This is a genomic window from Rhodococcus sp. 14-2483-1-2, assembly GCF_002259405.1.
Classification (GTDB): domain Bacteria; phylum Actinomycetota; class Actinomycetes; order Mycobacteriales; family Mycobacteriaceae; genus Rhodococcoides.
On sequence record NZ_NPFW01000014.1, the window covers coordinates 159357 to 180936 of the forward strand.

At 63.5% G+C, this 21580-nt stretch carries 20 protein-coding genes; 15 read left to right on the top strand and 5 right to left on the bottom strand.

Annotation, left to right across the window (positions count from 1 at the left end):
• The first annotated feature begins 37 nt into the window (after positions 1-37).
• The gene (locus CH295_RS14235; protein WP_094741186.1) at positions 38-1444 is read left to right on the top strand and encodes a glucose-6-phosphate dehydrogenase; all 1407 of its coding nucleotides are present in this window, start codon (positions 38-40) and stop codon (positions 1442-1444) included.
• A gap of 157 nt (positions 1445-1601) precedes the next feature.
• Positions 1602-1757 (top strand): hypothetical protein, encoded by a 156-nt coding sequence (locus CH295_RS27790; RefSeq protein ID WP_155292866.1) that lies wholly within the window; start codon positions 1602-1604, stop codon positions 1755-1757.
• A 57-nt stretch (positions 1758-1814) separates the two neighbouring features.
• Here CH295_RS27790 and CH295_RS14240 read toward each other — a convergent pair whose 3' ends face one another.
• Complete coding sequence (locus CH295_RS14240; protein WP_037186789.1) at positions 1815-2018, bottom strand: PspC domain-containing protein; 204 nt, start codon at positions 2016-2018, stop codon at positions 1815-1817.
• A gap of 296 nt (positions 2019-2314) precedes the next feature.
• On the opposite strand from CH295_RS14240, the gene ppk2 reads away from it, so the two are divergent.
• The 3 genes from ppk2 to CH295_RS14255 all read left to right on the top strand — a co-directional run bounded on the left by ppk2 (position 2315) and on the right by CH295_RS14255 (position 6187).
• The gene (gene ppk2 / locus CH295_RS14245) at positions 2315-3259 is read left to right on the top strand and encodes a polyphosphate kinase 2 (protein ID WP_170945901.1); all 945 of its coding nucleotides are present in this window, start codon (positions 2315-2317) and stop codon (positions 3257-3259) included.
• Between the two features lie 901 nt (positions 3260-4160).
• A complete protein-coding gene (locus CH295_RS14250) occupies positions 4161-4994 on the top strand; it encodes an alpha/beta hydrolase family protein (protein ID WP_094632648.1) in 834 nt (277 codons plus the stop codon).
• 212 nt (positions 4995-5206) lie between these two features.
• Positions 5207-6187 (top strand): alpha/beta hydrolase, encoded by a 981-nt coding sequence (locus CH295_RS14255; RefSeq protein ID WP_094741187.1) that lies wholly within the window; start codon positions 5207-5209, stop codon positions 6185-6187.
• 3 nt (positions 6188-6190) lie between these two features.
• Here CH295_RS14255 and CH295_RS14260 read toward each other — a convergent pair whose 3' ends face one another.
• Positions 6191-8224, bottom strand: coding sequence for a prolyl oligopeptidase family serine peptidase (locus CH295_RS14260; protein WP_094741087.1), 2034 nt, complete (start codon positions 8222-8224; stop codon positions 6191-6193).
• Between the two features lie 115 nt (positions 8225-8339).
• Here CH295_RS14260 and lpdA point away from each other — a divergent pair, with 115 nt between their 5' ends.
• Complete coding sequence (lpdA, locus tag CH295_RS14265) at positions 8340-9755, top strand: dihydrolipoyl dehydrogenase (RefSeq protein WP_037186801.1); 1416 nt, start codon at positions 8340-8342, stop codon at positions 9753-9755.
• Positions 9756-9823: 68 nt separating this feature from the next.
• Here lpdA and CH295_RS14270 read toward each other — a convergent pair whose 3' ends face one another.
• Complete coding sequence (locus CH295_RS14270) at positions 9824-10873, bottom strand: M48 family metallopeptidase (RefSeq protein WP_094741088.1); 1050 nt, start codon at positions 10871-10873, stop codon at positions 9824-9826.
• A gap of 334 nt (positions 10874-11207) precedes the next feature.
• On the opposite strand from CH295_RS14270, the gene CH295_RS14275 reads away from it, so the two are divergent.
• From CH295_RS14275 to CH295_RS14315, 9 genes are all read left to right on the top strand, one after another.
• Positions 11208-11948: an ABC transporter permease gene (locus tag CH295_RS14275; RefSeq protein ID WP_094632761.1), complete on the top strand. Its 741-nt coding sequence runs from the start codon at positions 11208-11210 to the stop codon at positions 11946-11948.
• A 94-nt stretch (positions 11949-12042) separates the two neighbouring features.
• Entirely contained in the window at positions 12043-12822 is a 780-nt protein-coding gene (locus CH295_RS14280; protein WP_094629802.1) for an ABC transporter permease, read from the top strand.
• A 2-nt stretch (positions 12823-12824) separates the two neighbouring features.
• Positions 12825-13862: an MlaD family protein gene (locus CH295_RS14285; protein ID WP_094741089.1), complete on the top strand. Its 1038-nt coding sequence runs from the start codon at positions 12825-12827 to the stop codon at positions 13860-13862.
• A complete protein-coding gene (locus CH295_RS14290; protein ID WP_094632652.1) occupies positions 13859-14866 on the top strand; it encodes an MlaD family protein in 1008 nt (335 codons plus the stop codon). The genes CH295_RS14285 and CH295_RS14290 overlap by 4 nt, the downstream gene beginning before the upstream one ends.
• A complete protein-coding gene (locus CH295_RS14295) occupies positions 14863-15873 on the top strand; it encodes an MlaD family protein (RefSeq protein ID WP_094632762.1) in 1011 nt (336 codons plus the stop codon). Before CH295_RS14290 ends, CH295_RS14295 begins: the two co-directional genes overlap by 4 nt.
• 14 nt (positions 15874-15887) lie before the next feature.
• A complete protein-coding gene (locus CH295_RS14300; protein WP_170945902.1) occupies positions 15888-16982 on the top strand; it encodes an MCE family protein in 1095 nt (364 codons plus the stop codon).
• Positions 16979-18004: an MlaD family protein gene (locus tag CH295_RS14305; protein ID WP_170945903.1), complete on the top strand. Its 1026-nt coding sequence runs from the start codon at positions 16979-16981 to the stop codon at positions 18002-18004. The genes CH295_RS14300 and CH295_RS14305 overlap by 4 nt, the downstream gene beginning before the upstream one ends.
• A complete protein-coding gene (locus CH295_RS14310; RefSeq protein ID WP_094632655.1) occupies positions 18001-18945 on the top strand; it encodes an MlaD family protein in 945 nt (314 codons plus the stop codon). The genes CH295_RS14305 and CH295_RS14310 overlap by 4 nt, the downstream gene beginning before the upstream one ends.
• Before the next feature lie 55 nt (positions 18946-19000).
• The gene (locus CH295_RS14315) at positions 19001-19516 is read left to right on the top strand and encodes a hypothetical protein (RefSeq protein ID WP_141217024.1); all 516 of its coding nucleotides are present in this window, start codon (positions 19001-19003) and stop codon (positions 19514-19516) included.
• Between the two features lie 7 nt (positions 19517-19523).
• Here the strand turns inward: CH295_RS14315 and CH295_RS14320 are convergent, their stop codons facing one another.
• Positions 19524-20633: a DUF4873 domain-containing protein gene (locus CH295_RS14320; protein WP_170945904.1), complete on the bottom strand. Its 1110-nt coding sequence runs from the start codon at positions 20631-20633 to the stop codon at positions 19524-19526.
• Complete coding sequence (locus tag CH295_RS14325; protein ID WP_252342040.1) at positions 20630-21415, bottom strand: TetR/AcrR family transcriptional regulator; 786 nt, start codon at positions 21413-21415, stop codon at positions 20630-20632. The genes CH295_RS14320 and CH295_RS14325 overlap by 4 nt, the downstream gene beginning before the upstream one ends.
• Between the last annotated feature and the right edge of the window lie 165 nt (positions 21416-21580).

Here is a 21580-nt window from a genome sequence, read left to right on the forward strand (position 1 = left end):
TGTGCGCTGCCAAACTGGGCGGTGCATAGTGGAGGTCATGGCGTCCTCGCAACCCACTGTATTCGTCCTGTTCGGCGCAACCGGAGACCTCGCGAAGCGAATGGTCCTGCCGTCGTTCTACCAACTCCACCTCGAAGGTCTGCTCCCCGAGAAATGGGTCCTGATCGGCAACGGCCGCAAGGACTCCTCCGACGACGAGTTCCGCGATCACGTCCGCAGCGTCCTCGACGAGTTCGCCGAAAAAGTGGACGACGGCGATTGGTCGGCGTTCTCCGAGCGAATCCGTTTCGCGGGGAACGGCTTCACCGTCGACGATCCCGGTAAGTTGCCCGAGGTCATCGCCGAGGTGAAGAAGGACGTCGGCGACGACGCCCAGCTGGTGCACTACATCGCTCTGCCGCCGAACACCTTCGTCGATTACACGAAGGCCCTGGGTGCACACGATCTTGCCGAGGGTTCCCGCGTGGTCTACGAGAAGCCCTTCGGTACCTCGCAGAAGAACTTCGAGGAACTCGACAAAGCCGTGCACGAGGTCATCGAAGAAGAACAGGTCTATCGGATCGACCACTTCCTGGGCAAGGAAGCGACGCAGAACCTGCACGTGCTGCGATTCGCGAACGGGATGATCAGTGGCATCTGGAACTCCGAGCACGTGGCGCAGGTGCAGATCGACGTCCCGGAAACACTCGACATCGACGACCGCGCCGAGTTCTACGACGAGACCGGTGCCGTGTTGGACATGCTCGTCACGCATTTGTTCCAGGTTGCCGCCGAGGTGGCGATGGAGCCGCCTGCGTCATTGAAGGCCGAGGATCTGCAATCGGCTCGCGAGACGGTGATCGGACAGTTCCGGCCGCTCGACACCGCCGAAGTGGTTCTCGGTCAATACGACGGCTACCGCGACGTCGAGGGTGTCGACGAGAATTCGAAGGTCGACACGTTCGTCGCGGCCACGTTGTGGGTCGACACCGACCGCTGGCGCGGGGTTCCGTTCCTGCTGCGCACCGGAAAGATGTTGGGCGTGAGCCAGCAGCGTGTCTCGTTGGTGTTCCGCAAGCCGGCCGACAGTCCGCTCACCGAGCTGCCCGACGACGGTGCAGTGCTCTCGTTCGATCTGTCGGGTGACGGCAGCATCGACATCGCCATGACGGTCAAGGAGCCGGGCCCGGATTTCGATCTGTCCGTCGGACATCTGGCGCTGCCGTTGAAGTCGGTGCCCGACGCCGAGCCGCTGAGCCCGTATGCGCGCTTGATCCTCGATGTGCTCAGCGGGGACCGGTCGTTGTTCACCAGGCCCGACGGCCTGGCGCACGTCTGGGACGTCGCCGCTCCCTTGCTGAGCGATCCGCCCGAGGTGAAGAGTTACGCGCCCGGTTCGATGGGACCAGCCGAGGCCGACGAGCTCGCAGGACCGTGTGGTTGGTTGATCACCGGGAAGGAGTAGCTCACTCGCGGGCACTCGAGAGTTTTTTCGGGTAACAAACAGGGAGCAGGACTTTTTCGGCCAAACGGCGGATCGGACAGAACGGGCGCGCTATATTTCTGCCGCCTGGTCCAATCTTCAACCAGGCCTCGTCGTTCCTCCGAAAGGTGCTCACCCCATGCTTCTCGATCTCATCACCGGTCTGCTCGGCGGCGGCACCGAAGGCGGCGGCCTCGGCGGAATCATCACCGACGGCATCGCCGCAGGTATCTCCGACGCGATCTCCGAGCTGTTCACCGGAAGCGCCGAAGGGCTCTCCAGCGTCGCCGAGTAGTCGGTCGCGGGGCCCCGGATCTGTTGTCGAGGTCCGGGGCTTCGTCGCGTTCGGGCTTCACCGGAGCGGCATCAACATCAACGCCGCGAGGTAGATCAGTACGACGGTGCCGCCGGTCAGGACCGTGCCGGCAACCGTCGCGAGTCGGACGATGTTGACGTCCCAGCCGAAATATTCGGCTACTCCGCCGCATACACCTCCGATCATCTTCTGTGAACTGGACCGGGTGAACTCTCTGGGGGAACCGCTCTCGAATGTCATGCTGAAAAGTCTGCATCGGCAACTCCTTTCGGCGCATCGGGGATTTCACCCATATCGACCCCGACAAACGAACGGTCCGAAATCGGCGCTCGAACGAGATCGTCGACTTTTCCGAACCGAGCCCTGGACCTACCGCTGCGTGGGCCGCTACCGTCGCAACCGATCGGCGAGTGCACAACGGCGCTACCCGGTCCGTCCCCCTTGCGGACCGGGTAGCGCCTGCTGTGACACCGGATGCATCGGGTGTTCACCGAATCGCCATCGATCGGTCACCGATGAGCACTAACTTTCGGCACATGACCGACAACGATCTCCGCAACGGTGAGGCTCCACGTACGAACCTGAGCGACTTGCTCGACATCACCAAGGCGGTCGATCTTGCCGACACCTCGGGCTTCGTCGTCGACGACTCCGATGACGACGACCCTGTCCTGCTGACCGTTCCGGACGGGCACGTCGTCGACACCTGGCGCGAGAACTACCCGTACGACGAGCGCATGACGCGTGCCGAGTACGACCTGGAGAAGCGTCTCCTGCAGATCGAACTTCTCAAGTTGCAGATGTGGACCAAGGAGACCGGACGACGTCACGTCATCATCTTCGAGGGCCGAGATGCCGCCGGTAAGGGCGGCACGATCAAGCGATTCATGGAACACCTCAACCCGCGCGGTGCCAGTGTCGTCGCGTTGGAGAAGCCGTCTGCTCGGGAGTCGACCGAGTGGTACTTCCAGCGCTATATCGCACATCTGCCCGCGGCCGGGGAGATCGTCATGTTCGACAGGTCCTGGTACAACCGGGCAGGCGTCGAGCGGGTCATGGGCTTCTGCACCGACGAGCAGCACGCGCAGTTCGTTCGGCAGGCACCGCTGTTCGAGCAGATGCTGGTCGACGAGGGCATCAGCTTGACCAAGTTCTGGTTCTCGGTGTCGCAGCACGAGCAGCGCACCCGCTTCGCCATCCGGCAGGTCGACCCGGTGCGGCAGTGGAAGCTCTCGCCCATGGACCTTGCTTCGCTGGACAAGTGGGATGCCTACACCGCGGCGAAGGAAGAGAACTTCCGCGCCACCGACACCGACGTCGCACCGTGGACGGTCGTCAAGAGCAACGACAAGAAACGGGCTCGCATCAATGCGATGCGCTTCGTGCTCAACAAGTTCGACTACGCGAACAAGGATCCCGAAATCGTCGGCGAAACCGACCCGTTGCTCGTCGGTCGCGCCAAAGACGTGATCGGCGAATAGTTTTCGGTGCGAACTCGGTCGTGTCACCGGTGATTCCTTGCGGTGCGGCCTCTTCCGTGTCTCGAGTTGGTACCGGGTGCTGCACCGGAGGTGCGCGTGCGGTAGGAACGAGGGAGGTCGTACCACCTACGGCTGTACGTGAACACGAGCATCAGGAGATCCCATGGGTTCAGCAGCGCAGTTCATTTCCGACATCGCATCCGGCGTGTACGACGGCATCGTCGACGCGATCGTCGATCAGATCGTCGGCGTGTTGACGTCCGGTAGCGCCGCTTAGTCGTCCGTGACTGTCGCGGTCGCCGTCGGGGGGCGGCCGCGACTTCGCCGGTTCCGTGACCGGTTTGTGATAGCGCACCAAGATATTCGACTTTTCTCGTGAATACATCCACAAATTGTTACCGGCTCGGGTAGAAATCTTCTTGCAGAGGTAATCGAGTGACGCCCGTCACTTCCGATCTGCGCACAATTCCCCTCGAACAAGGAGCATTTCGTATGTCTGCTGAACTCGGTGACCTCCTGACCATCCTCCTCCAGCTCTTCGCAGGCGGAAGTTCCGACGCTCCCGCGAGCTGAGCCGCCCCGCCTCTCTCGTAGAACGGCCGGTGCCCACCCTGTCACTCCCGATCCTCGGTGAGTACGGGTGTCGGCGAATACCCTTCTCGTCAAGGAGTTTTCATGGAACTGCTCACCATCCTGCTTCAGTTGCTCGCGCTCGGTAGCTCCGAAGGCGACTTGGGCCCCATCGAGATCCCCGGCCCCATCGTCTGACCCACAACCGTGAGCCGGGCTCGACACACCGTCGGGCCCGGCTTTCGTATTTCGAAGAAGTGTGAAATCGGTGCGTTCCGACTACCCGGAACGGCTCGGGCGGGCCGGTGAATCCTCGGCATAGGGTTGCCCGATGCAGACCGTTCCCATTCAGATGCCCGACGGTTCGACGGTGCCGGTGTCACTGTTTCCCGGCGAGGGCCGCGACGATGCGCCGGTGATCGTGATTCTTCCCGGCCTCGGCATTCCCGGTGGCTACTACCGACTGTTCGCCGAGGCGCTCGTCGCGCGCGGTTTCCACGCCGCGATCGGTGACCTGCGCGGCCAGGGCGACAGTGTGCCGAAGCCGAGTTCGGCGAGTCGGTACGGGTATCAGGAGCTGGTGTCGGTCGATTTTCCGGCGATCTTCGAGGTGGTTCGCGAGCAGTTCCCTGAGGCGACGCCGTATTTGCTCGGGCACAGCATGGGTGGGCAGCTCGGCTCGATGTACGCCGCCCGCATCAGGGGCAGGCTCGGCGGATTGATCCTGGTGGCGTCGGGGTCGCCGTATCACCGCGGTTTCGGCACGACCCGCGGTGTCCCGCTGTACGTGGGCGCGGCGGCGATGGCGATCACCAGCAGCATCGCGGGGTTCTGGCCGGGGGATCGGATCGGCATCGGCGGCTTCGGTCGGCAGTCGCGGGTTCTGATCGACGACTGGTCCCGGTTCGCGCGGACCGGCTCGATCGAGCCGGCTGGTGCGGACATGGACTACGAGGAACGGATGGGCCGGCTGACGCTGCCGGTGCTGGCGGTGACCATCGAGGGCGACGACCTGGCGCCCCGTGGCTCGATGGACAATCTCGTGCGCAAGCTGGCCCGTGCCGAGGTCACCTCGGTGCACGTCGACGAGCCACTGGGACACAACGGGTGGATCCGAAACCCCACGGCGGTCGCCGACCTCGTCGCCGAGTGGATGCACAGGTAGTTCGCTCGAATTAACTTTTGGTCGTTTCACTCGCTATCTGCCATTCCTACCTGCTTTCGGTTCGTTTTGGTGTAGAAAGTCTTTGAACCAGCAATTGTTCTACGACGATAGTGAGCACGACTATGAACGGCCTGGGGGATTCAGGAGGTCGACGCGGGGGTGGTACGGGGTCGTTTCGCTCCGCTGCGGTACGCAGGTTGGCTGTGGTGTCGATGGTCGCAGTGATGGCGGCGGCAGTTCACCCGATCGCGTCCGCGGCCCCGGCCGACCCGGTGACCGGTCCGACGGAGTCGTACGTGGTGCGCACCGAGGTCGCCGACGACACCGCGATGACGGCCTTCGTTCACTCTGCCGCGATGGACCGAACGATCCCACTGAAGATTCTGCGGTCTCCCGATCGGACGGCTCCGAGTCCCACGCTGTACCTGCTCAACGGCGCGGGCGGCGGACTCGACGGAATGGACTGGTACACCCAGACCGACGTCGTGTCGTTCTTCGCCGACAAGAACGTCAACGTGGTGACCCCCGTGGGCGGGGCCTACTCCTACTACACGGACTGGCAACACGACGACCCGGTGCTCGGGCGCAACAAGTGGGAGACGTTCCTCACCGCCGAACTGCCACCGCTCGTCGACGAACTGTTGAATACCAACGGCCGCAACGCGATTGCAGGTATCTCGATGGCCGCGACCTCGGTGTTGAACCTGGCCGCTCACCATCGGGGGCTGTACCGAGCCGTCGGTTCCTACAGCGGATGCGCGTCGACCACCGACGCGCTGGGACGGGCATACGCCAAGACGGTCGTGTCCATGGCGCTCGGCGCGAACGTGACGAACATGTGGGGGCCGGACGACAACCAGGACTGGGTACGCAACGATGCGGTCGTCAACGCCGAGAAGCTGCGTGGGACAGCGCTGTACATCTCCAACGGCAGTGGACTGGCCGGGGCATCGGACACTCTCGACGGCACCAATCCCAACGGGACCGGCTTCGTGTTGCTCAACCAGATGGTCGTGGGCGGTGCCATCGAGGTGGCGACCGGGGACTGCACTCGTAGGTTGAAAGCGGCCCTCGAGCAGCTCGACATCCCGGCCCACTTCGAGTTGCGTGAGCGCGGTACCCACTCGTGGGGCTACTGGCAGGACGACCTGCACGATTCCTGGCCGATGTTCGAGGACGCTCTCGCCGGCTGACCGTCAGCTGCGAGCGAGGTTCCGCCACAGAAATTCGTAGGTCAACGCGGTCTTGAACGCCAACTGCGCATTGTCCGACGCCCCGCCGTGCCCACCCTCGATGTTCTCGTAGTAGCTGACGTCGTGACCGAGTTCGGCCAATCGAGCCGCCATCTTGCGTGCGTGTCCGGGGTGGACGCGATCGTCGCGGGTGGACGTGGCGATCAGGATCGGCGGATACCGACGATCCGATGCGGCGACCACGTTCTGATACGGGGAGTACTGCGAGATGAACTCCCACTCGTCCGGGTCGTCGGGGTTGCCGTACTCGGCCACCCAGGACGCGCCCGCGAGCAGCAGGTGGTACCGCTTCATGTCCAGTAGCGGGACCTGACATACCAACGCGCCGAACAGTTCCGGGTACTTCGTCACCATGATGCCCATCAACAGGCCGCCGTTGCTTCCGCCCTGCGCGGCCAACTGTTCGGTGGTGGTGATGCCTCGGGTGACGAGGTCGCGCGCGACGGCGGCGAAGTCCTCGTGCACCAGATGGCGTCCGGCACGCAGTACCTGGGTGTGCCAGGACGGCCCGTACTCACCGCCGCCGCGGATGTTCGCGACGACGTAGGTGCCACCACGTTCGAGCCACGCCCGTCCGGTTGCGCCGCTGTAGCCGGGTGTCATCGAGATCTCGAAGCCGCCGTAACCGTAGAGCAGTGTGGGCCCGGGTCCGGAATCGGAGCGTCGGACGACGAAGTACGGGATGTCGGTGCCGTCGTCGGACCGGGCGAAGAACTGCTGCACCGTCAGGCCGTCGGCGTCGAAGAATGCCGGAGCCTGCTTGAGGACTTCGAGCTCGCCGCCCACCGTGCCCACCAGCAATGTCGCGGGCGTCAGATAGCCGGACGAGGAGAGGAAGAACTCGTCACCGTTCTCCTCGGCGTCGGTGCCGACGATCTCGGTGGACGTCAGGTCCGACAACCCGTCGATCGTGCCGGCGTCCCACTCGTTCGCACGTGGGGTCAGGACGTGCAACTGCGTCCGTACGTCCTGCAGCGTCACCAGCAGCAGATGATTCTCGGTCCAGGCGTACTGGTGCAGTGACGTGTGCGCGTCCGGGGCGAAGAGAACGGTGAGAGCGATTGTGCCGGAAATGAACTCGTCGAAATTCGCAGCGAGCAGTGCGCCGGCCGGATAGGTGTTGTCGCCGACCGTCCACGGTGTCATCGTGCGGACCAGCAACCAGTTCTCGTGTACCGAGGTCGACGCATCGGTCGGCGTCGGGATCCGGGTCAACGCAGAGCCGTCGAGAACGTAGGTCTCGGAGTTGTAGAAGTCGGTGGCACGCTGAACGAAGTCGCGCTCGAATCCCGGGGTGCGGTCGTGCCAGGCGGAGATCGAGATGTCCTGTGCTGCACCCTCGTACACGGTCTCGGCGTCGGCGAGTGGGGTACCGCGCCGCCACCGCTTGGTGATCCGCGGATAGCCCGATTCGGTCAGCGAACCCGGTCCGAAATCCGTTCCGACGAAGACTGTGTCGGCGTCGATCCACCCGATGTCGGTCTTGGCCTCGGGTAGCGCGAATCCGCCGTCCTCCTGGGCGCGAAACGTGCGGGAATCGAGATCGAACTCACGGACCACCGTCGCGTCGGCCCCGCCGCGCGAGAGCGTCACCAGCGCCAGTCGTTGATCGGGGCGCAGCACCTGCGCGCCACCCCACACCCAGTTCTCGTCCTCGCTGTCGGCGAGCGCGTCGAGATCGAGCAGTACGTCCCACACCGGATTCTCGGTGCGGTACTCGTCCATCGTCGTTCGACGCCACAGGCCGCGGACGTGTTCGGCGTCGCGCCAGAAGTTGTAGAGAAACTGCCCACGACGACGGGCGTACGGAATGCGGGCGTCGGTGTCGAGAATCTCTCGGATACTCGCCTCGGTGGCGTCGAAGGCCGTGCCGCTGAGCGACTCGACCGTCACCTCGTTCTTCTCGCGCACCCACGCGAGCGCAGCGTCGCCGGTGACGTCTTCGAGCCAGAGGTACGGGTCGTCCGAGATTGCCATTCCACAGTTCTAGCAGCACTCGGGCAGTCGGGGTGGTCGGCGCTCGCGTGGCTACCGGCTGGTAACGAAGACCAGGTCGAGACAGCGTCGGACGGCACGACTACGCTGGGGACTCGTGACCTCACACTATGACGTCGTTGTCCTCGGAGCCGGTCCCGGTGGGTACGTCGCTGCTATCCGCGCGGCACAACTCGGACTCAGCACTGCCATCATCGAGAAGAAGTATTGGGGCGGTGTGTGCCTGAACGTCGGCTGCATCCCCTCGAAGGCACTTCTCCGTAACGCCGAGCTGGCGCACCTCTTCACCAAAGAGGCGAAGCTGTTCGGCATCTCGGGCGAAGCATCCTTCGACTTCGGCGCAGCGTTCGATCGGAGCCGCAAGGTTGCCGACGGCCGCGTCAAGGGCATCCACTTCCTGATGAAGAAGAACAAGATCCCCGAGTACGACGGCAAGGGCACGTTCACCGATGCCAACACCATCGAGGTCGAGCTGACCAAGGGTGGCACCGAGACGATCACGTTCGACAACGCGATCATCGCGACGGGCAGCACCACCAAGCTGCTTCCCGGCACCGAACTGAGCAAGAACGTCGTCACGTACGAAGAGCAGATCATGACGAAGGACCTGCCGGGTTCGATCCTCATCGTCGGTGCCGGTGCCATCGGCATGGAGTTCGGCTACGTGCTCAAGAACTACGGAGTCGACGTCACCATCGTCGAGTTCCTCGATCGGGCGCTCCCCAACGAGGACAAGGACGTCTCGAAGGAAATCGAGAAGCAGTACAAGAAGCTCGGCGTCAAGGTCATCACCGGCGCAGGCGTGCAGAGCATCGACGACGACGGCTCCAAGGTCACCGTCGCGATCAAGCACAACAAGTCCGGTGAGAGCGAGACCTTCACCGTCGACAAGGTGATGCAGTCCGTCGGCTTCGCGCCCCGCGTCGAAGGATTCGGCCTCGAGAAGACCGGCGTCGAGCTCACCGATCGCGGTGCCATCGGCATCACCAACACGATGCAGACGAACGTGCCGCACATCTACGCCATCGGCGACGTCACGGCCAAGCTCCAGCTGGCCCACGTGGCCGAGGCCCAGGCTGTCGTTGCTGCCGAAACCATCGGCGGCGCAGAGACATTGCCGATCGACGACTACCGCATGATGCCGCGCGCGACGTTCTGCCAGCCGCAGGTCGCGAGCTTCGGCCTCACCGAGGACCAGGCCCGCGAAGAGGCTCAGGCCCGCGGGTCCGACATCAAGGTCGCGAACTTCCCGTTCGCCGCCAACGGCAAAGCACACGGACTGGGCGACGCCACCGGCTTCGTCAAGCTCATCGCCGACACCGAGCACGGCGAACTGCTCGGTGGACACCTCATCGGACCGGACGTGTCCGAGCTGCTGCCCGAGCTGACCCTGGCCCAGAAGTGGGACCTGACGGTCAACGAGCTCGCCCGCAACGTCCACACGCACCCGACGCTGTCGGAGGCACTGCAGGAAGCGATCCACGGCCTCGCGGGCCACATGATCAACTTCTGATCTTCCGCAGAACGACGAACGGCGGCGACCACCTCGGTGGTCGCCGCCGTTCGTTTTGTGTGCGCTGCCTAGGACTTTCGCCAGTGATCGAAGCGACCCTTGATGTCCGATGCCACGTCGCCGATTCCGTTTCCGACGGCGTCGACCGCGCCGGTGAAGCCACTGCCGAAATCGCGGATCGTCCGGATCAGCGGGTCCTCGGAGGTATCGAAACCGGCCTTGTACGAGCGAGCGGCGGTGCGGAACTCCTCGGACGGCCTGGCTTCGTGGTCGGTGGACCTGCGCGGGTAGTCCCCGCGCAACACTGCCGCGTAGTCGCCGCTGTCGACCCACTTCTTCAACTCGGCGGCCCGCAGGACCGAGAACGGGTGCGAGAGCAGTTCGATGTTGAGCAACTTGAGCACACCGTCGCGGAGGTCGCCACTGGCCTCGTACTCGGCTGCCTGGGCGAGGAACGCGTCGACGTCGATCTCACTGATTCGTGCGCCGCCCGCCAGCTTCAGCTGTACTCGGATTGCGGTGTGTACGTCCTGCCCGCACAGCAAACCTGCTCTGTCGCCGGATAATTCGGACTTGCGCTGCCATTCCATCAGGCCTGCGATGAGCGCGCGTAGCGCCCAACCGCCCACCGGAACCCAACCGACGGTGCCGGCGAGGCGCATCAGATGCATGAGCACGGTGCGGTACACCGCGTGACCGGACAACGCGTGGCCGAGTTCGTGACCGACGACGAACCGCTGCTCCTCGTAGGTCATCATGTCGAGGAGTCCGGTGGTGAGAACGATGAACGGTCGATCCATGCCGATCGTGAACGCGTTGACCATCGGCGACTGCACCACGAAGAGTTCCGGTGTTTCCTCGGCACCGAGGATCTGCACGCAGTCACTGCGTAGGTCGTTCAGGTCCTTGAACTGCCGTTCGTCGACGCGCACCGCGGTGGCGAGGTACATCAGCCGATGCTGCCGTTCGCGCAGCAGCCCGGACAGCGTGCGCAGAACGGTGTCGAAACCCTTGAGGGTGCGCAGGGTGACCAGCGCAGCTCGATCCGACGGGTGTTCCCAGGTGCGCGAGCTGATGTCGGGGAATTCGATGCGGGTGCGATCCGGGGCGGATGTCAATCTGTTCTCCCAGCGTCGATGAGAATCCAAAGTATCAGTAAAGCGGGGTGATCGGTCCGTACTCGAGGCTCACGATGCCCACGAGACGCTGCGCACACCCGAGCGCTCGGTCGCATCGGAACCTCAGGCGGCCCGGCCGAAGTCTGTGATTTCTCATAGGTCGGTAAGTGAGGAAAACGTCACTTGGGCGACTGTCGGCTGGTACTTTTCGTTTTCGGCGCGGGGGAGTCGCGCCGAACACGAGCTTGGGGGTGGGGAATTGTCGTCGCCGATATCGACGTTCGCACGCGTCAGCGACGGGGTTTCCGGTGGATTCAGGACGTTCGGTCAGACGATGGAGCTGGGGGTGTTGGCCTTCGTTCACCTCGTGCGCGATATCGCCACGCTGCGTCATCCGTGGCGTGACACCGTCGACCAGGCGTGGTTCGTCGTCACCGTCACCGTGGTCCCCGCGATCCTGGTATCCATTCCGTTCGGCGTCATCGTCTCCGTGCAGGTCGGCAGTCTCACCGATCAGATCGGCGCGACGTCCATCGCAGGTGCCGCAGGTGGTCTCGGGGTGATCCGTCAGGGTGCACCGATCGTCGCGGCTCTGTTGTTGGGCGGTGCCGCAGGTTCGGCGGTCGCTGCCGATCTGGGGGCCCGCACCATTCGAGACGAGATCGACGCGCTGTCGACGATGGGAATCGACCCGGTGCGCAGACTCGTCACGCCGCGGCTGGCAGCCATCCTCCTGGTAGCACCGTTTCTGTGCATTCTGATCATCTTCATGGGTTTGGCCGCCGGCTACGCGATCAACGTCGGTTTCCAGAGTGGCACGCCCGGCAGTTACATCAGCTCGTTCGCGAGCTTCGCCTCGGTTACGGATCTCGTCGTCGCCCTGGTGAAGACCGAGATATTCGGGGTCATCGTCATCGTTGTCGCGTGCCAACGCGGTTTGTCCGCGTCGCACGGTCCTCGCGGGGTGGCCAACGCGGTCAATGCGTCCGTGGTCCTCGGTGTGGTGTCCGCGTTCACAGTCAACGTCGTCATCACTCAGTTGGTCGCGATGTTCATGCCGCAGAGATTGGGCTGACGTGGCGACTCCTTCTCGGTACACGGTGCACGGCACCGCTCATCTCACGCGCGGTGCCAGATACCTCGGACGCAAGCCGTTCGCGGTACTCGAGATGCTGGGCCATCAACTGACGTTCTGCGTCAAGGTGCTCGTCGCGATACCTCACACGGTTCGTGCCTACCGCCGGCAGATGCTGCTCATCCTCAGTGACATCACCTGGGGCAGTGGAAGATTGATCGTCGGTGGCGGAACGGTGTCGGTTCTCGTCGTCTTGGGTGTCGCGGTGGGTGCGTCCGTGGGAATCGAGGGGTTCAATTCACTCGGCATGGTAGGTATGGAGCCGCTGACGGGCTTCATCTCCGCGTACGCCAGTACTCGTGAGCTTGCCCCGATGATCGCGGCCATCGGTTTCGCGACGCAGGCAGGATGTCGAATGACGGCCGAGATCGGTGCGATGCGGATCTCGGAGGAAATCGACGCCCTCGAAGCTCAAGGGATCCAATCGATGCCGTTCGTCGTGACCACCCGGGTGATCGCGGGAATCGTCACGATCGTGCCGCTCTATCTGCTGACGCTCATCTTGAGCTACCTGTCCTGCGCGTTCGTGGTCCGGGTCGTCGGCGGACAGTCGTCCGGCACCTACGACCACTACTTCAGTGCCTTTCTACAGCCGATCGACGTGCTGTTCTCACTGCTCAAGGCTGCTGTGTTCGTCGTGACGATCATTCTGATTCACGGCTACCAGGGGTATTACGCCTCGGGCGGTCCGGAAGGTGTGGGGCGCGCGTCGGGTCGCGCCATCCGAGCCAGCCTCGTGGCAGTGGTGGTGCTGGACATGATCATGACCTTGGTTCTGTGGGGATTCGACTCGGGCATAAGGATTTCGGGGTAGAGATGGCAGTGTTCGATGATCTGACCGGTCGATCGGCCGGTCCCGCCGCGCTCCGTGTGCGCGGGCTGGCGGTGGCGGTGGCCATGGCCGTACTCGCAGGCGGCCTCACCGCGTATGCGAGAGGGGCCTTCGAGTCGCCCTTCGAGCTGACGCTGGATGCGGCATCGGTCGGCGACGGTCTCACCCCGGGCTCTGAGGTGAAGTTCCGAGGCCTGTCGATCGGCACGGTGGACCACATCGAGACGGTCGGCTTCGGCCACCAGAGACTGGAACTGGAGATCGACCCGAGTCAGGCGGGCGAGCTGACCGACACCATGCAGGCCCAGTTCTCCTCGTCCAACGTATTCGGTTCCACTGCGATCGAATTGCTTTCCGACGGGACCGGCAATCCGCTCGCCTCGAACTCGACCCTGGCTGTGTCGAGCGAGCTGCGAGGTGCAACGGTGACCGGTGTGTTCCGGCGAGTTGCCGAACTGACCGAGGTACTCGACACCGAACAAGTGCAGAACCTTCTGGATCTCATCGCGAACACGTCCGTCGAGGTGAGTCGAAACCTGAAGCCTTACTTCGATACTGCGCAGATGTTGGCGAACAACCAGATGGACCCGCTCGCCTGGAAGCTGCACCGAGGGGCAGAGCTCGGTGACGGCATGGCCGACTTGATTCCGCCTCTCCTCGATCTGGTGGTGGGAGTGGTGGACAAGAGCGTGTACGTCGAAGCACCCGCCGACAGGGCCAGGACCATCGCGGCAAACGACGGTCTGAGCAATCAGCTGATGGTTCCGGTGGGCGACTTGTTGAAGAAGAACAATCCGAACCTGACCACGCTGTTGTCGACAGTGCTCGATCTGCTGGTGCCGATCACGGCGTCGATCGGCACGTTCGCGCCCACCTACAATCGCGTCCCGCAGGTGATCGACGGCGTTTCCGACGCATTCCCCATCGTCGACGGCAAGCCGCAGTTGCAGCTCGACCTGATTGTCCGGACCATGCCCAATCTGGCCGGATCCGTTGCCGCATATCAGGAGGGGAACGGGTGAAGAAGGTAACCGGACCTGCGCTCAAATTGCTCGTCTTCTTCACGGTGACCGCGGTGTGCGCCGTGATCATTGTGGCTGCACTCCGTACCCCGGTCGGCGGACCGCTGTCGTCCTACGGCGCGGAGTTCGACGACGTATCCGGCCTGTACGTGGGTGACGACGTGCGTATGTCCGGGGTGCAGATCGGCAAGGTCTCCTCGGTCGACCTCGAAGGAGGTATTGCGCGAGTCGGACTCGAAATCGAGGACAGACGACCGATTTTCGCGAACACCCAGGCGGCCGTCCGCTACCAGAACCTTCTGGGCCAGCGGTACGTGGAGCTGATCCAGAAGGATGCGGCTGCCGGTGCTCCTCTCGGATCAGGTGAGACGATCCCGGTGGATCACACGATTCCGTCGTTCGATATCTCCACGCTGTTCAATGGATTCAAACCGATCTTCGACACGCTCGACACCGCACAGCTCAATCAGTTCACCGAGAACATCCTGCGCATGGTGCAGGGTGACGGGTCCGGCCTCGGTCCAGTGCTCCGCGACGTGGACCGCATCACCCAGTTCGCGGTTCAGCGGGAGTCGATCATCGGTCTGCTGATCGACAATCTCGGTCAGATCTCGGACTCGATCGGTGGCCAGTCCTCCTCCGTCGCCGAACTTCTCGAACAACTACACGGTCTGGTGTCCAAGCTCAGTACACAGATGGACGGGGTGCTCGCCTCGTTGGATCAGGCCAACTATGGGCTCACTCCGCTGGTCGGTCTGATGGAGGGCCTGGAAAGCGCGTACGACAACAGTTACGCGCCGGTCGACGGAGCGCTGCGGCGAATGCTTCCGCAGACGGAACAGGTGACCGAGATGCTCGCCCTTGCACCTGCATTGTTGACCGGTCTCAACGCGAGCATTCCCGCGCCGGGTGCCCAGACCTACTCGTGCAGTCAGGGCCAACAAGACATTCCGGGGATCGGGCAGATAGTGCTCGGCGGACAGAATTTGGTGGTGTGTCGATGAACCGCGTACTGCGCAAGGGCGTTCGTGACGAGCAGTCGGAAAACAAGACACATTTCTTGTGGGGTGCTGTCGGTGTCGCCTTCTCTCTGGTCCTCCTCCTCGTCGCGGCCGTTCTGTACACGGTCCCGTTCGGCGATCGCACCTACACTGCGGAGTTCGGCTCGGCCGCAGGGGTGAAGCCGGGTGACGAAATCAGGATCGCCGGAATTTCCGTCGGCTCCGTGCGCTCGGTCGAGCTCGCGGGTGATCACGTCGATGTCGACTTCAGTGTTCGATCGGATGTTTTCGTGGGGGACGCCTCGACGCTGACGGTGAAGCTGCTCACGCCGATCGGTGGTCATTACGTGATGCTCACCTCGCATGGCGACGGCGAACTCGACTCTGCCCCTATTCCGCCGGAGCGGGTCGCGCTTCCCTACGAACTGTCCGATGCGATCCAGCAGGCAACTCCGTTGGTTCGCGATATCGACGGCCCGACGTTGCGAGAGACCGTGGCCGAACTGGACCGGGCAGTGAGCACGCAGCCGCAGTCGACCCGTGCCATCGTGGACAATCTGTCCTCGCTCACCGACGTGATCGCCACCCGCTCGGAACAGCTGGAGCGTGGGCTCGTGGTCTCGGACGAGTACGTCGGCGCGTTGGCAGCCGATCGGGTGATGCTCATCGAGCTGGTTCGCGAACTCGGCACACTGACAAAGGGATTCGGCGACAAGCGCGAAGATGTAGTCAATGCCTTCGCCCTGCTCGGGCGAATGTTCGAGCTTTTCCATCGACCTGTGGTCGCCTTCGAGAAGGGGCTGGAGCCGTCGATCGTCCAGCTCGAGGAGATCACGCAGAAGCTCTTCGCGCAGCTGGGTGATTTCGACGGGGCGATCACGACCATGCAGCAGAGTACGGACGGTCTCGCCGCCTTGATCGGGGGCGGTCAAGGTCCCGTGATCGATCAGTCGCAGGACACGGTCGTCGGTGCCGGCGTCTGCATTCCGTTGCCAGGGAGGGCGTGCTGATGAGGCACAGAGCTGTGAAGGTCGCTGTAGCAGCGGCTGTGGTGGTCACTCTCGTCGGTTCGGTCGCGTCGGCGACCTCGGTGATCGATTCCGGTGCGGGCAGCTCGTCGGTGTGCGCCGAGTTCACCGATACGGTCGGGTTGTACGAGGGCAATTCCGTCATGATGCTGGGTGTGGTCGTCGGAACGGTGACGCGCATCGAGAACACCGACGCCTCCGTGATGGTCACGATGGATGTCGACGACAGCCTCGAGCTGCCTGCCGAAGTCGGTGCCGTGACACTGTCCAGTTCGATCGTCACCGACCGGCACGTGGAATTCACAAAGCCGTACACCGGCGGGTCCGAATTCGATCGCGCGCAATGCATTCCGTTGGAGCGCACCAGAACTCCGCTGGGAATCAGCGATACTCTCAATGCCGTGTCGGGCCTGACTGCGGATCTGCTGGGTCCGGCCGATGCCGACGGAAAGCACGAGGAAGTTCTGGGCGACACACTTCGTGCGGTCGACGGTTCGCTCCGCGGATCCGGTGCCCAGCTCAACCAGAGCCTCCAGCAGCTGGCCCTGCTGGTCGGCGATCCGGCCGACCGAGACACCACCGTGCGGCGGCTGATCGACAATCTCGACGGCCTCATCGACACCTTCGTGGTGAGCTGGCCGGAGGTGGCGAAGCTACTGGACAACCTGAAGCGGGGAATGGTGACGCTGTCGGAGTTCACCCAAGCCTTCGGCACCACAGTCGCTCTCACGACCGAGTTCATTCCGCCACTGGCGCGCAACGTCGCGAAATACGACGACAAGGTCTATGGATTTCTCGACCAGGCGGCCCCTGTGGTCGATGTTCTGCTCGGGCGAGTGGGCGATATCAAGGACATTCTGGAGCAGGTGCCGACCATTGGGCAGAACTTGATGACGATGTACGACAACGATTCCAGGAGTGGGCGCGTGATCTATCACCCGCCGCAGTTCGAGATCGACACCAACTCGCCGAACGAGGTCTGCGCTCTGCTCAACAAGTACCGCCCGACGTGTTCGGCCGATCAGCAACGAGGTGACGTGATCGACGTCGGTCTCGTGCAGCTGGTGCTGGGTTCGGCAGGATGGCGATGAGGCGCACGATCATCGGGCTGTTCTGTGTTGTCGCCTTGTCGGCGTGCAGCGTCGACCCAGCAGACCTCCCTATTCCGGGAAGCTATGTGGCCGGGGACAAGTACTCGCTGAAAATCGAATTCGCGAGCGTACTCAATCTCCCCGAGAAGGCGAAGGTCATCGTCGAGGGCGTCGACGCGGGTGTTCTCGACACCGTCGAGTTGGTGGGTTCCACCGCAGTGGCGACCGTGGATCTGTCGGCCGATGTTCAGCTTCCCACCGACACCGTCGCAGAGCTTCGACAGTCGTCGATCCTGGGTGAGATCTACATCTCGCTGCAACCGCCGTCCGACGCGAACGCGAACGCGAGCTCGAGCGGCCCTTATCTTCGGGACGGTGACGTCATTCCCGTGGAGCGGACGGTCCCGGCAGACAACGTCGAGGACGTGTTGCGAGGCTTGTCGAATCTCGTGACCGGCGGTCGCTACGTCCAACTGCAGGAGGCGGTGAACAACGTCAATGCCGCCGTTCCGCCCGATCCGGCCGAGGTCGACAAGATCAATCTGGCCGCTCGGACCGCGCTGACCGACATCGGCGACAACACCGGCGAGATCGATCGAATTCTTGCTGCGGCGGAGGGCATCTCGAATACCGTTGTGACGCAACGTGACGGCCTCGAACGCGTTCTCGAGCTGGGCCCGAGACGATCGGACGGGTTGTCCGAGGTCCTGTTCAGCGTCGTTCACATGATTTTCATGCTGGGGTACATGTCGCAGAACGTCGGTGACGTTCTCTCGGGCCCGTATCCGGAACTCAGAGATGCCGTCGATATCATCGCGCCGGCTTTGATCACGATCTCCAATGCCGACACCACGGTGCCCATGAACATGGAGAAAGCGAACACCCTGTTGCGAGAGCGCCTGATTCCGTACTTCGAGTCCACACCGAACATCGCGGTGCGGTCGGTGTCGACCGATCAGGGGGCCGGAGCAATGGCCGACGAGATGATCGGGATCCTGCGCGGCATCGGAATCGTCCGATGAAGCGCGGCACACTCGTCTCACTCGTGGCCCTGACGGCCATGACCGTTGCGAGCATCGGCTACCTGGTCGTGGGTGTGCTCGACTTGAACCCGACCAGAACGATCGACCACGTCGTGGTTCACATGGAATCCTCCGGCGGGCTGATGGACACCTCGCAGGTCACCTCGAGGGGAATCCAGGTGGGGCGAGTCGAGGCTATCGCAGTGGTACCGGGCGGCCTGGACGTCACGCTCGCGCTCGATGCCGCCCACCGTATACCGGCGGACTCCGAGGTCGTCGTCGCGAACCTGTCGGCGGCGGGGGAGCAGTTCCTCGACCTTCGGCCTCGAAGCACCGGAGGGCCGTACCTCACGGACGGGGATGTACTCGGCAGTGATCACGTGCTGCCGTCGGTCACCGTGAGCGAGGCCCTCAGCCTGGGCGATTCCCTTGCCTCGCAACTCGATACGAATGCCTTGAGGGGACTGACCGATACTGCGTCGGCAGCCGTCGAAGGCCGCGGCTCCGATATCGATCGTCTGGTGGAGGCATTCCGATTCCTGGCAGCGACGCTGCGGGACAAGAGCGGAGAGATTCGCCGCCTGTACGACAATGCGCAGCAGGGTGGACGCAACGCGTACGGATACGGCCCGGTGATGTCCGACGCGGCACCGTACGTCGGTGCGACCGGTTCGGGTGTGGCCAACTTGCTCGAGGGCTTCAACGAGTACTCGTACGTAGGAGCGGACGTCTGGGACGATCCGCTCGGGAAGATCGGGCCGAAGATCGACCAGTACCTGACGCCGCTCTCGCCCGATCTCGCGCTGATAGCGACACTCCTCAAGCCGTACACCGAACCCATCAAGCCGATGCGGATCGATGCAGGCTCGATCGTCGACGTGATGCAGACCGTCTTCCCTCCCGGCGGGCCTGCAAGGCTTTCCGTAGAAATTCCGAACTGATAGGAGTGACCCCCTCATGGTCGAAGTAGAAGAAACTCGGACCGAGGAAACACCGGTGTCCGCCGAGACCCCCCGACGTCGCCGTATTCGGTGGGCTGTGGTCGCTGCCGCGGTACCGGGCGTCGCGCTCGCGGTGGTGTTCGGAGTGCTGTGGCGTTCCGCAGCAGGCGATCTGGCCGACGAGCGTGCGCACGATCAGGATCGACAGATGGCGTTGAACACGGCCACCGACTACACGGCGCGGTCGTTGACCTACGACTATCGCAACCTCGACGCGTTCTTCGACGGCGTCGACCAGGGGGCATCGCAGTCTCTGCAGGATCGGTACAGCGGAGTTCGTGAGGCGCTCACCGCCATCATGAACGAGTCCCAGGTGGTCGCCAACGGCGAGGTGCTCTCTGCTGCAATCGATTCCGAGTCCGGAGGCGAGTACAAGGTGGCGGTGTACGCGCAGCAGACGACGCAGAACGTGCAGCAGCCGGACCCCGGCAAGGTGCCCAACCTCCTGCTCGTGACGGTCACCGAGCAGGACGGTCAGTGGATCGTCAGCGACTACGGCCCCAAGACCTGACCCACGGTCAGGAGGCGTTCGTAGCGCTGACGAACTGGGCGAGTCCGCGCACCTCCTGCTCGATGTCGGTCATCCCACATGCCTCGAAGATCGATGTGAACTGCTCCTTCTCGAACATGCGGACCCCGATACGCCCCGACACCGCACCCACCACCGACCTCACCGGCGCGGTGTTGCGGCCGTAGCTCGTCATGATCGCGATTCGACCCCCCGGCCGCAGCACCCGGACGAGTTCGTCGACCACGGTCAGCGGGTTCGGGATCAGGTACAGAGCGGCGAAGCAGCACACGGCATCGAATGTGTTGTCGGCGAACGGTAGTGACTGCGCATCACCGCGCATGTAGGCGGCGTGGGGGCCACGGTTGTCTCGGACGGCGCGGCGAATCATCTGTTCGGAGATGTCGAACCCGACGGCCACACCGTCTCCGCTGAGGTGGTCGGAGAGATACTTGGTGAAGTTTCCCGGTCCCGATGCCACGTCCAGCACGCGCATGTCCCCGGACAGTCGCAGGTCCGAGACGGCCTTGGCGCGTTCGGCGGACATGGACAGGCCACCGACCCCCATCATGGCGACGCCTGCGGGCCGCCACATCTTCTCGTAGATGGAGGCGACCAGGCGGTTGTTCATGGCCCGACTCGCGGTGGTCGTCGACGGTGCAGGCGTGCCGCCGAGTAGCTCCACGTAGCCGTCGGATGTGACTGCACCCGAGCGAAATTCGGGTTCCAGTAGGGCTGCGGCGCGTTCGAGCGCCCGGCTCTCGGGAGGCACGTCGACGTCGACGTCGGCCGCGCTGTCCTGATCTTCCTCGGGTTCGAGCGGATACGGCGGCATGCCGGTGCCCTGGAGGCGGTATCGACCCCAGTAGTCCACGTCGGAGACCAGAACGGGCACGTCCCCGCTGTCGGTGCTGAGCTTGCCTCTGCGGCTGCTGCCGATGGTCTCCATGAACCCCTGCAGTTCCTCGTGCGGCCGGACGCGTCCGTACCAACGAAAGATGCCGTCGATGGGTTGGGAGTGGCCACGCAGATCGATCTGGACGTCGAACTCGGCCGCGGGATTGTCGAACGTCAATGTGGCGGGCCCGCGGTAGTCGGGCTTGCCGGAGAGATCACTCACGGGTTTCCTCTTCCCTCTTCGCGTACGAACGCGACATGCACAGGTTGATTGGATTCGATGCGGACGCCGACGAGCGCACACGAGGATTCGACGATTCCGCGCACGATGGCTGCCAGATGAGCGGTGAAGGCTTCGATCGGTATGACGAGTTCGTGGTCGTCCGAGCTGCCGAGCCACCAGTCCGTGGCGGTCGCCACCGCGCCGAATGCAGAATAGGAAACCATCTCGACCGTCGAACTGTCCACTGCTGGTCCGTGAATGAGACCGGAGAGCATCTGAGCTACGGTGTCGGATGCGGCGCGAGCGGAGGCCAGCGCTGGGTCCGTAGCCGATTCGGTCGTGCTCGGCCGTCCACTCGTGCGTGCCAGGAAGTGGCCGTGGACGAGAAATCGAAACAGGTTGGGATGTTCCGACACGACTGCCGCGTAGCCGGCGGCACTGCGATCGATGAGGTCGGTCACCGAATCCTCGAACAGATCGACCGTGCCGGCGATTCGATCCCACAGCATGTGCTGGACGTGCTCGACGATGTCCGAATACAGATCGGACCGGTCGGCGAAGTGTCGATAGAGCTTGGGCTTGGCGGTACCGGCTACCTTCGCGATATCACCCATGCTGACACTCGGACCGTGCAGATCGATCGCGACCAATGCCGCCGCGACGAATTTCTTTCGTACCTCCAGTCGGTGTTCGCGCCAGCGTTCGGTGCGTGCGTCGATCTTCTTGCAATGGGTCGAGTGTCTCCCATCCTCGGGGTTGACACGTCCGGTGAGTTGAACCACACTCGTTACAGTACCTACTACCGCCGGTACTGGCTACCGTGAGTTCGGGGTAGTCGGAAGGGCCGGGGGGCCTCGTCTATCACAAGGGGGATCGGTTGTGAAGCGTGCAATTGTCGGTGAGCGAGTCGGCGGCGGGACGTCCGGGGAGGCCGGATCGGCGCCGAG